Source organism: Pseudomonas sp. PA1(2017), assembly GCF_001945375.1.
In the GTDB taxonomy this organism is placed as follows: Bacteria; Pseudomonadota; Gammaproteobacteria; order Pseudomonadales; family Pseudomonadaceae; genus Aquipseudomonas.
This window is the reverse complement of record NZ_MSXU01000009.1, coordinates 824,469-834,987: the sequence shown is the minus strand read 5'-3', so window position 1 is coordinate 834,987 and position 10,519 is coordinate 824,469. Positions and strand designations below refer to the sequence as shown.

Below are 10,519 nucleotides of genomic sequence, written 5' to 3'. Positions count from 1 at the left end.
CAGGCACCGCCGAAATAGGCAGTCAGGCTGCAATCGTTTCGCCCCGAGGTCGGGGCTCCCACAGGTTGGTTTGAGTGGTTGCTTCTGTTTTTACCGCCCACACAACCGCACGATCACAGCCTCAAGGCTCGCAGCCAGTTTTCAGGACAGGAACCCGCCATCGACATTCAACGCCACGCCAGTGGTGTAGCTCGACGCCTCGCTGGCCAGGTACAGCACCGCACCGGCCATTTCGCTCGGTTCGGCGACGCGCTTGAGCGGAATGCGCTGCAGGGCGAAGTTGAGGATCGCCTCGTTCTTGGTCAGCGCCGACGCGAAGCGTGTGTCGGTCAGCCCCGGCAGCAGGGCATTGCAGCGGATGCCGAACTGTGCGCATTCCTTGGCGAACACCTTGGTCATGCTGATCACAGCCGCCTTGGTCACCGAGTAGATGCCCTGGAATTCACCCGGCGACACGCCGTTGATCGACGCCACGTTGATGATGCTACCGCCGCCGTTCTCCTTCATCAGCTTGCCGCCTTCGATGGACATGAAGTAGTAGCCGCGGATGTTCACGTCGACGGTCTTCTGGAAGGCGCCCAGGTCGGTGTCCAGCACGTTGCAGAACTGCGGGTTGGTCGCCGCGTTGTTGACCAGGATGTCGAGCCGGCCGAAGCGTTGGCGAATCTCGGCGAACACCGCCTGGATCTGTTCCATCTCGCCGATATGGCAGGCCATCGCCACGGCCTTGCCGCCCTTGGCGACGATGGCGTCGGCCACGGTCTGGCAGTCGTCCAGCTTGCGGCTGGCGACGATCACCTCGGCGCCTTGCTGAGCCAGCAGGTGGGCGATGGCTTCACCGATGCCGCGGCTGGCACCGGAAACGAAGGCGATCTTGCCGTCGAGGTCGAACAACTGGGTCTTGGACATGGCGTGAGTCTCGGTAAGGAAGGGCGTCAGAGCGATGAGCGCGCGATGACCCCGAGGGCCATCTGTTCGAGCAAGGCGTTCATCTGCACGAAGGAGGCGAAGCGCTTGTCGGCGGTTTGCCCGTGGTAGTAGCGGTAGTAGATCTGCTGGACGATGCCGGCCAGGCGGAACAGGCCGTAGATGTAGTAGAAATCGAAGCAGTCGAAGCGGACGCCCGCGCGCTCGGCGTAGTAATCCACGAAGGCCTGGCGGGTCAGCATGCCGGGCGCGTTGCTCGGCTGGCGGCGCATCAGTTGTACGGGCGCTGGGTCGTCCGCTTCGATCCAGTAGGCCAGGGTGTTGCCCAGATCCATCAGCGGGTCGCCCAGGGTGGTCAGCTCCCAGTCGAGCACGCCGATGATGCGCAGCGGGTCGTTGGCATCGAGGATCACGTTGTCGAAGCGATAGTCGTTGTGCACGATGGCCGGCCGCGGGTGGTCGGCCGGCATCTTCTCCTGCAACCAGCTGCGAACCGCCTGCCAGCCGGGCGCATCGGGGGTGCGCGCGTTGTCGTAGCGCTCGCTCCAGCCGCTGATCTGCCGCGCCACGTACCCATCGGGCTTGCCCAGGTCGGCCAGGCCAGAGCGTTGGTAATCGACCTGGTGCAGCTCGACCAGGCGGTCGATGAAGCTCTTGCACAGGGAGGTGGTTTGATCGGCCGTGAGCTGCAGCTCTGCCGGCAGGTCGGCACGCAGGATGATGCCGTCCACACGCTGCATGACGTAGAACTCGGCGCCGATCACCGATTCGTCGGTGCAGTGCACGAACGCCTGCGGGCAGTACGGGAAGGCGTCTCTGAGCTGGTTGAGAATGCGAAACTCGCGGCCCATGTCGTGGGCGGACTTGGCCTTGCGGCCGAAAGGCGGGCGGCGCAGCACCAGTTCGCGATCGTCATAGCGCAGCAGGTAAGTCAGGTTGGAGGCGCCGCCCGGGAACTGGCTGATCTGCGGCTCACCGCGCAGGTCGCTGATGTGAGCCTTGAGGTAAGCATCGATGGCGCGGGCGTCGAGCTCTTCGCCCTGACGGATGGCGCTGGGCCGGTCGGTGAGTGTCATCCCTATCCCTTCTCGTTTTCATTGGCGGTGATGATGGGGTCAATCTAATCAGCCCGGCATCGGGCCACAAGCGCGGCGCAGGCTTATCGATACGGCTGTTGGTGGCGAATCAAACCTGCTGATGCGCCGGTCGGCAGGCCAAAAAAAACCGGAATCCTGGGATTCCGGTTTCGCGATTCGAGCCGTTCGCCCGTACTCAGACCGGGAACAGTTCGCTCAGCTTGAGCGCCAGCATCATGTCGCCTTCAGCGCGCAGCTTGCCGGCCATGAACGCCTGCATGCCGTCGGTTTCACCGGTGGTGATGCCCTTGAAGGTTTCCTTGTCCATGATCAGGGTGACGTTGGCGTCCGGGCTGTCGCCCTGTTTCACGTCGCAGGTGCCGTCCTTGACGATCAGGTAGTGGTTGTCGGCATCTTCGATGTTGAACTGGAAAACCAGGTCCAGGCCTTCGGCGGCGCTTGGGTTGAACTTGGCTTTCATGGTTTGGACGATGTCTGCGACGCTCATGGTGGTTTCCTTGTGATTTCCGATTGTTCTGCGCCCTCGCGGGCACGTTGACCGTCGCTCAGCGATAGGTAATGAGCGATGGGGTGTTCAACAGCTGCAAATGCGCGTGGCTGTTGAAGGAAGCTAGGGTCACCCGTTCGCCCTGGAACTTCAGGCAGCTTAGCGAGGTGTTGACGATTTGCCAGTTCATGGCGAACGCGCTGGCGACCGGCATGCCGGTCAGCAGGTGGATCAGGGCGGTGATGGTGCCGCCGGAGGTGAACACGGCGATGCGCTCGCGGCCGTGGGCCTGTTCGAGCAGGCGTTGCAGGCCGCTGTTGACCTGATCCAGAAAGGCCTGCCAGCTCTGCAGCGCGGGCGCGTCATAGTCGCCACCGACCCAGGTATCGATAAGGCTCACGAACAGGCGCTGGAACTCGGCACGGTTGTGCGCGGCGTTGCGCATCACGTCCAGCGCCTGGGGCTCATGCGGCAACAGCGCGGGGAGCAGGGTGCGGATCACGCCTCCGGCGTCGAATTCGTTGAAGGCGGCATCGGTTTCCAGCGCCGTCGACTCGCCAAGCTGTTCGAGCACCAGACGGCCGGTATGGACCTGGCGGGTCAGGCTGCCGCTGACTGCGCGATCGAGTTGCAGGCCGGTCCGGGCCAGGTGGCTGCCGAGCAAAGTCGACTGGCGCTCGCCCAGCGACGAGAGGACATCGTAATCCTCTGCACCGAATGAGGCCTGGCCATGTCGAATCAGGTAGATGCTGCCCACGTGCGCTGCAACCCGGGAACCTTGAATGTGAGGCGAGGGTAGGAGGGATGGGCGGAAGCTGTCAACGAAAATTCATACGTTTGTTTGAATTGCTCGTTGCAGGTTCGAAACCCCGCGCGCTGGCTGTTCGCTGTGCGGTAGCGCCGGTATGCTGAACGATGCGGGCCTCCAGGCGAGGCTGACGATTGAATAAAGGGGAAGTGTGTGGAGTTTCTTGCTGATTACGCAGGGTTTCTGGCCAAAACGGTGACGCTCGTGGTGGCCATTCTGGTCGTGTTGGTGGCGGTTGCGGTGCTGCGCAGCCGGGGGCGTCGCAGCGGCGGCCAGTTGCAGGTCACCAAACTCAACGATTTCTACAAGGCGCTGCGCCAGCGCCTCGAACAATCGATTCTCGACAAGGAACAGCTCAAGGCATTGGGCAAAGAGGAAGCGAAGGCCGCCAAGGCTGCCAAGAAACAGCCGCAAACCAGGTCGCGGGTCTACGTGCTCGATTTCGATGGCGACATCAAGGCTTCGGCCACCGAGGGCCTGCGCCACGAGATCACCGCACTGCTGAGCCTCGCCACGCCCCAGGATGAAGTTGTGCTGCGCCTGGAAAGCGGCGGCGGCATGGTGCACAGCTACGGCCTGGCCTCGTCGCAGCTGGCGCGGATTCGCCAGTCTGGCGTGCCGCTGACGGTGTGCATCGACAAGGTCGCCGCCAGTGGCGGTTACATGATGGCCTGCATCGGCGAGAAGATCATTTCCGCTCCGTTCGCCATTCTCGGCTCCATCGGCGTGGTTGCCCAGTTGCCCAACGTCAACCGCCTGCTGAAAAAGCACGACATCGATTTCGAGGTGCTGACCGCCGGTGAGTACAAGCGCACCCTGACGGTGTTCGGCGAGAACACCGAAAAGGGCCGCGAGAAATTCCAGGAAGACCTGGAAACCACCCACGAGCTGTTCAAGAACTTCGTGGCCCGCTACCGTCCGCAGCTGGAGATCGACGAGATCGCCACCGGTGAAGTCTGGCTCGGCATGGCGGCCATGGAGAAGCAACTGGTCGATGAGTTGAAAACCAGCGACGAGTACCTGGCCGAGCGTGCGCGTGAGGCCGACCTTTACCAGCTGCACTACGTGCAGAAGAAATCCCTGCAGGAGCGTGTCGGCCTGGCTGCCAGCGTAGCGCTGGATCGCTTTGCCCTGACCTGGTTGGGCCGTCTGACCCAGCAGCGCTTCTGGTAACCCGCACTCTCCGCGTGAGCGGATCAAGGAGGTCTGGATGACGAATTTCACTGCCCTGCAAGCTGCGCCCGATACCAATGGCCATTTCGGCCTGCAAGTGGTCGAGCGCGACGTGGCCGATTTGCCCGCTGGTGAGCTGTTGATCCGCGTTCGCTATTCCTCGCTGAATTTCAAGGATGCGCTGTCCGCTACCGGGCAGCGTGGGGTCAGCAAGCATTACCCGCATACGCCGGGTATCGATGCGGCTGGCGTGGTGGAGCATTCCAGCGCCGCCGAATTCGCCGAAGGTGATGAGGTGATCGTTACTGGCTACGACCTTGGCATGAACACGGCCGGTGGCTTTGGTCAGTACATCCGGGTACCTGCCAGTTGGGCGATCAAACGCCCGCAAGGGCTGTCACTGCGCGAGGCGATGATTCTCGGCACCGCAGGCCTGACTGCGGCGCTGTGCGTCGACAAACTGGAGCAGGCCGGCGTCGAGCCGCAGAACGGCCCGGTACTGGTTACCGGTGCCAGTGGTGGGGTCGGCAGCATCGCGGTGCTGCTGCTCAGCACGCTGGGCTATCAGGTGAGCGCAGCCACGGGCAAGGCCCAGCAGGCCGACATGCTCACGCGCCTGGGTGCGTCCCAGGTGGTGCCGCGGCTGGAGCTGCAAAGCGGAACCGATCGGCCACTACTGCGCGAGCAATGGAGCGGGGCTGTCGACACCGTGGGTGGCGACATCCTGTTCAACGTGCTCAAGGCTACCCGCTATGGCGGCAGCGTGGCCTGTTGCGGGTTGACCGCCGGCGTCGAATTCCAGGCCAGCGTGCTGCCGTTCATCCTGCGTGGCGTAAATCTGCTGGGGGTCGACTCGGTCGAGTTGCCCCTGGTCGTCAAGGCCTCGATGTGGGACAAACTGTCGTTACAGTGGAAGCTGCCGAATCTGGAAGCCCTGGCCACTGAGGTCGGGCTTGACGAGTTGCCGGCAGCCATCGAGCGCATCCTGCAGGGCGAACAGGCGGGTCGGGTGCTGGTCAGGCTCGACTGAGGCCGGAAAAGCGCCCATAAAAAACCCGCCGAGAGGCGTAATGCTGTTCACTTAAGAAAAAACGCCGCTTTTTCGAAATGTGGAAGCGACGTTTTTCCTGGGTTTCAAGGCCAATACAAGCGATGAATCATCTCGCTCTGCAGCCTAAGTGAACAGCATTACGCCGAGAGGCGGGTTTTTCCATTCTCAGGCGCGGCGCCTGAACAGCGGTTGAGGCTCGTCGGCGGAGGCTTGGTAGACCTCTGAGTACTCCTCGAAGGCTTTCAGGGCGTCTTCGGCGTCCTTGTCTTCGCGCAGGGCGAAAGCATCGAAGCCGCAGCGCTTGAGCGCCCACAGCTGGTCACGCAGCACGTCACCAATGGCGCGCAGCTCGCCCTTGAAACCATAGCGGGTACGCAGCAGATAAGCGGAGGACGAGTGACGGCCGTCGGTGAAGGCCGGGAAGTTCAGGGCGATGACCTGGAAGGCGTCCAGCGAATCGACGATCGATTCGATCTCTTCCTCGGCGTCCAGCCAAACACCCAGGCCGCCGTCGCGGGCTTTCAAAGCATGGCCATGTTCGAGCCAGAGGTTCAGCGGCACGATCAGGTCGTCGCAGTTGGACAGTTCTTCGAAGGCGGTTTCCTTGGGCAGCAGGTGCCAGCTTTCGTCGACGATCTGGCCGTTCTTAATGATTCGCTGCATATACGCGCTCCTTGAACGGGGCGACACCGATACGGCGGAAGGTGTCGATGAAACTTTCTTCTTCGGTGCGTTGCTCGACGTAGACGTTGACGATCTTGTCGATCACGTCTGGCATGTCGTCCTGGGCGAAAGACGGGCCGAGGATCTGCGCCAGGCTGGCGTCACGACCGGCGCTGCCACCGAGGGACACCTGGTAGAACTCCTGGCCTTTCTTGTCGACGCCGAGAATGCCGATGTGGCCTACGTGGTGGTGGCCGCAGGCGTTCATGCAACCGGAGATGTTCAGGTCGATGTCGCCGATGTCGAACAGGTAGTCCAGGTTGTCGAAGCGGCGCTGGATGGCTTCGGCCACCGGAATCGACTTGGCGTTGGCCAAGGAGCAGAAGTCGCCGCCCGGGCAGCAGATGATGTCGGTCAGCAGGCCTACGTTCGGCGTGGCGAAACCCTTGTCGCGCAGTTCGCCCCACAGGGTGAACAGCTGCGCCTGCTCGACGTCGGCAAGGATGATGTTCTGGTTATGGCTGTTGCGCACTTCGCCGAAGCTGTAGCGATCGGCCAGGTCGGCGATGGCGTCGAGCTGCTTGTCGGTGACGTCGCCCGGGGCCACGCCGGTAGGCTTGAGCGACAGGGTGACGGCCACGTAACCCGGCTTCTTGTGGGCGAAGGTGTTGCGTTGGCGCCAGCGGGCGAAACCCGGGTGCTCGGCGTCGAGCTGGGCGAGTTGCGCGTCCTGATCCTGCAGCGCCTGGTAGGCCGGGTCGACGAAATGCGCAGCGACGCGGGCCACTTCGGCTTCGGTCAGGGTGGTTGGGCCATCCTTGAGGTGCGCCCACTCGGCGTTCACGCGCTCGGCGAACACTTCCGGGGTCAGCGCCTTGACCAGGATCTTGATGCGCGCCTTGTATTTGTTGTCACGACGGCCATAGCGGTTGTATACGCGCAGGATGGCGTCGAGATAACTGATCAGATGCTGCCACGGCAGGAATTCGTTGATGAAGCTGCCGACGATCGGCGTACGACCCAGACCGCCACCGACGGCGACGCGGAAGCCCAGTTCGCCGGCGGCGTTGTTCACCGCTTCCAGGCCGATATCGTGCACTTCGATGGCGGCGCGGTCACTGGCGGCGCCGTTGACGGCAATCTTGAACTTGCGCGGCAGGTGGCTGAATTCGGGGTGGAAGGTCGACCACTGACGGATGATTTCGCACCATGGGCGCGGATCGACGATCTCGTCCTTGGCTACGCCGGCGAACTGGTCTGTGGTGGTGTTGCGGATGCAGTTGCCGCTGGTCTGGATGGCATGCATCTGCACGGTGGCCAGTTCGGCGAGAATCTCCGGTACGTCTTCCAGCTCGGGCCAGTTGAACTGGACGTTCTGGCGCGTACTGATGTGCGCGTAGCCCTTGTCGTAGTCACGGGCGATCTGGGCCAGCTTGCGCACCTGGGTGCTGTTCAGCAGGCCGTAGGGCACGGCGATGCGCAGCATTGGCGCGAAACGCTGGATGTACAGACCGTTCTGCAACCGCAGCGGACGGAATTCTTCGCCGCTCAGTTCGCCACTGAGGTAACGGCGGGTTTGATCGCGGAACTGCTTGACGCGGTCCTCGACGATTTTCTGGTCGTACTGGTCGTATACGTACATGGGAATCCTGTTATCAGGCTGCTTGCCAGATCGATGAAAGGCGATTGCGGCGCGACAGTGCGGCTTGGATCAGCGGCGGTCGAACTCGCGTTCGTTCGCTGAGTGGCCCTGGCAAGCCGTCACTCACAATGCTTCGATGACCTGTTACAGCAAATCTGCGCGCACGGCCGCGCACTCCTATGCGGAGCCGGGGCACGATACCAGTTCAGGTTTATGCGCAAAAGTGATGTTTGAATATAAGAAAAGAACTTTTGGTACTAAGCGAGAAAGCATGCATAACTGTGTCGGTGCATCGTCGCAAAAGGGCGTGGCGAACGGTCTTCACGGGGTGTTGAGGACTGAGAATCATCCGCAGCGGCGAGGCGCCTAACGCTGCTTTTCGGGCGTAGCGATGCCGGGCGGCAGCCAGGTGAAACACCAGTCGTAGTCCGCTTGTCGCACTTAACAGGCGGCCGGCTTACGCCCGCTCATTTCAGGGTCGATAAACGAGGTTCTATGCAAACGCTTTCCGAGCGCAATGGCTTGCTGCAGGTGTGGATGTCCCAGGTTCGTCAATCGCCCTGGGTCGCAGCCGGGTTGGCAGTTGCCCTGCTGGTGGTGGTGTGGTTGCTGGTCAGCAGCCTGTCCAACGTATTCGACGAGGGGCACCCGGAGCGCATTCGTCATGCCCTCTATGGCGGCGGGGCGGGGTTTGCGGCAACCACCCTGGGTGCGTTCGTCGCCCTGGCGCTGGGCAGCATCAGCGTCAGAACCCAGGACAGCATGCTGGGGTTCGCGGCGGGCATGATGCTTGCGGCAAGCTCCTTCTCGCTGATCTTGCCGGGCCTGGAGGCTGCCGAGAACCTGACCGGCAGCGGCATGGGCGGCGCGGCGACCGTGGTGCTCGGCCTTGGCCTGGGCGTGCTGCTGATGCTCGGGCTCGACCATTTCACCCCGCACGAGCACGAAAGCGCGGGTGCCCAGGGGCCGCACAGCAGCCGGCTGAGTCGCGTGTGGTTGTTCGTGTTCGCGATCACCCTGCACAATCTGCCCGAAGGCATGGCCATCGGTGTGGGCTTCGCGGCCGATGACATGCAGGTCGGCATTCCCCTGGCGACCGCCATCGCCATTCAGGACATTCCCGAAGGCCTGGCTATTGCCCTGGCGCTGCGCACCATCGGCATCTCGGCGTTGCGTGCGGCGCTGATCGCGGCGGCCAGCGGGCTGATGGAGCCGCTGGGAGCGCTGGTCGGCGTCGGCATGTCCAGCAGTTATGCGCTGGCCTATCCCATTGGCCTGGGCCTGGCGGCTGGCGCCATGCTGTTCGTGGTGTCCCACGAGATCATCCCCGAGACGCATCGCAATGGGCACCAGACTTCTGCGACGCTGGGGCTGATGGGCGGATTTGCTGTGATGATGTTCTTAGATACGGCATTGGGCTGATAGGCATTTGCCGGGAGCTGATGCACACTGCGCCTCGTCTTGATGCTTCAGCGATCGGAATGGGATTGGCGCGTGCGCATAAATGATGTCATGGCCCGTGGTCGTCGCGCCGCCTGCATGCTCATGCTGGCGGGCGTTTTGGGTGGCGGTGCCACAGCGCAGGGCGAGCCGCTGAACGTCTATGTCGGGCAAGGGCAGATGCCATTCGCCGATGGCGTCGCCAAGCGTGCCGGCTTGTTCGGTGAGCTGATGCACGAGTTGTGCGTGCGCACCGCGCAGCAATGCGTGTTTCGCAGTGTGCCCTGGCGTCGGGTATTGAGCGAAGCGGAGGGCGACCCCCGTGGCATCGTGCTCAACCTGGGGCGCACCCCCGAGCGCGAAGCCGGATTCGTCTGGCTGCTCGACGTGCTGCCTACCCCCTATGTACTCGCCAGCCTCGATCGGCCGTTCGATACCCTCAGCGATGCCCTGCAGGCCGGCCCTGTGGCGGTGATGGCCGGCACGCCGCGTGCCGACGAGATCAAACGCATCCGCACTGGTGATCAACGGGTCGTGGAAGTCACCGATCCGCAGCAGGCCGCGAAGCTGTTGCACAGTGGGCGAGTGGTGGCCTGGTACGAAATCGATCTGCGCGCCCTGTACCTGTGGCGCGAGATGGATGCCGAGCCACCGCTGGTGTTCGGCAAGCCGTTGAGCGGTACCCGCAGCCATATCGCCGGAAGCCTCAAGCTCGAAGGCGCACAGACATTATCCGAGCAGATGACAGCGGCCTTCGCCGACATGCGTAGTGACGGCAGCTGGCAGCGCATTCTGACCAGTTATCTGGGCCTCGATCGGTCGCGGGCTTTGCTGTCGGACGGCTGGTGAGTCATGCTAGCGCCCTGAAACCCCCGAGGAGCGCTTGATGAAGTACATCCACCAGCGCGAGCACCTCAACGAGGATGACCTGGTCATCATCGAATGCTCGCAAACCTGCAATATCCGCCTGATGAACGACGCGAACTTTCGCAGCTTCAAGAATGGTGGCCGCCACACCTATCATGGCGGCGCGTTCGACAAGTTTCCGGCGAAAATCACCGTGCCCAGCAGCGGGTTCTGGAACATTACCATCGACACCGTGACCCGCAAGGCGATCAGCGTGACGCGCAAGCCGACCCTCAAGCACTCGATCAAGATCGTCAGGCGTTCTTCGTCGAACCTTTCATAACGCTGCCGCAGCTGACTTTTCGCTAGGCGGATTTGCCGGCAA

The 10,519-nt window shown here is 62.6% G+C and carries 11 protein-coding genes; 5 read left to right on the top strand and 6 right to left on the bottom strand.

Going from position 1 to position 10,519, the window contains the following annotated elements:
• Window positions 1-141 precede the first annotated feature (141 nt).
• The 4 genes from BVH01_RS10955 to BVH01_RS10940 all read right to left on the bottom strand — a co-directional run bounded on the left by BVH01_RS10955 (window position 142) and on the right by BVH01_RS10940 (window position 3,268).
• A complete protein-coding gene (locus BVH01_RS10955; RefSeq protein WP_075930344.1) occupies window positions 142-909 on the bottom strand; it encodes an SDR family oxidoreductase in 768 nt (255 codons plus the stop codon).
• Window positions 910-935: 26 nt separating this feature from the next.
• Window positions 936-2,003 (bottom strand): phosphotransferase family protein, encoded by a 1,068-nt coding sequence (locus BVH01_RS10950; protein WP_075930343.1) that lies wholly within the window; start codon window positions 2,001-2,003, stop codon window positions 936-938.
• 196 nt (window positions 2,004-2,199) lie between these two features.
• Entirely contained in the window at window positions 2,200-2,511 is a 312-nt protein-coding gene (locus BVH01_RS10945) for an SCP2 sterol-binding domain-containing protein (RefSeq protein ID WP_075930342.1), read from the bottom strand.
• A 58-nt stretch (window positions 2,512-2,569) separates the two neighbouring features.
• Window positions 2,570-3,268: a histidine phosphatase family protein gene (locus tag BVH01_RS10940; protein ID WP_075930341.1), complete on the bottom strand. Its 699-nt coding sequence runs from the start codon at window positions 3,266-3,268 to the stop codon at window positions 2,570-2,572.
• Between the two features lie 204 nt (window positions 3,269-3,472).
• Between BVH01_RS10940 and sohB the strand changes: the two genes are divergently transcribed.
• Window positions 3,473-4,492, top strand: a complete 1,020-nt coding sequence (sohB, locus tag BVH01_RS10935; RefSeq protein WP_075930340.1) for a protease SohB — start codon at window positions 3,473-3,475, stop codon at window positions 4,490-4,492.
• Window positions 4,493-4,529: 37 nt separating this feature from the next.
• Window positions 4,530-5,522, top strand: coding sequence for a YhdH/YhfP family quinone oxidoreductase (locus BVH01_RS10930; protein WP_075930339.1), 993 nt, complete (start codon window positions 4,530-4,532; stop codon window positions 5,520-5,522).
• 186 nt (window positions 5,523-5,708) lie between these two features.
• Here BVH01_RS10930 and BVH01_RS10925 read toward each other — a convergent pair whose 3' ends face one another.
• Together BVH01_RS10925 and BVH01_RS10920 are read right to left on the bottom strand one after the other, a co-directional pair.
• The gene (locus tag BVH01_RS10925; protein WP_074887588.1) at window positions 5,709-6,206 is read right to left on the bottom strand and encodes a DUF934 domain-containing protein; all 498 of its coding nucleotides are present in this window, start codon (window positions 6,204-6,206) and stop codon (window positions 5,709-5,711) included.
• Window positions 6,190-7,848: a nitrite/sulfite reductase gene (locus BVH01_RS10920; protein WP_075930338.1), complete on the bottom strand. Its 1,659-nt coding sequence runs from the start codon at window positions 7,846-7,848 to the stop codon at window positions 6,190-6,192. The genes BVH01_RS10925 and BVH01_RS10920 overlap by 17 nt, the downstream gene beginning before the upstream one ends.
• 495 nt (window positions 7,849-8,343) lie before the next feature.
• Here BVH01_RS10920 and BVH01_RS10910 point away from each other — a divergent pair, with 495 nt between their 5' ends.
• The 3 genes from BVH01_RS10910 (at window position 8,344) to BVH01_RS10900 (ending at window position 10,477) form a co-directional block, all read left to right on the top strand.
• The gene (locus BVH01_RS10910; RefSeq protein ID WP_075930336.1) at window positions 8,344-9,270 is read left to right on the top strand and encodes a ZIP family metal transporter; all 927 of its coding nucleotides are present in this window, start codon (window positions 8,344-8,346) and stop codon (window positions 9,268-9,270) included.
• Between the two features lie 72 nt (window positions 9,271-9,342).
• Complete coding sequence (locus BVH01_RS10905; RefSeq protein WP_168177278.1) at window positions 9,343-10,137, top strand: ABC transporter substrate-binding protein; 795 nt, start codon at window positions 9,343-9,345, stop codon at window positions 10,135-10,137.
• A 37-nt stretch (window positions 10,138-10,174) separates the two neighbouring features.
• On the top strand, window positions 10,175-10,477 hold the full coding sequence (locus tag BVH01_RS10900) for a DUF1883 domain-containing protein (protein ID WP_075930334.1): 303 nt from the start codon (window positions 10,175-10,177) through the stop codon (window positions 10,475-10,477).
• Window positions 10,478-10,519: the final 42 nt, after the last annotated feature.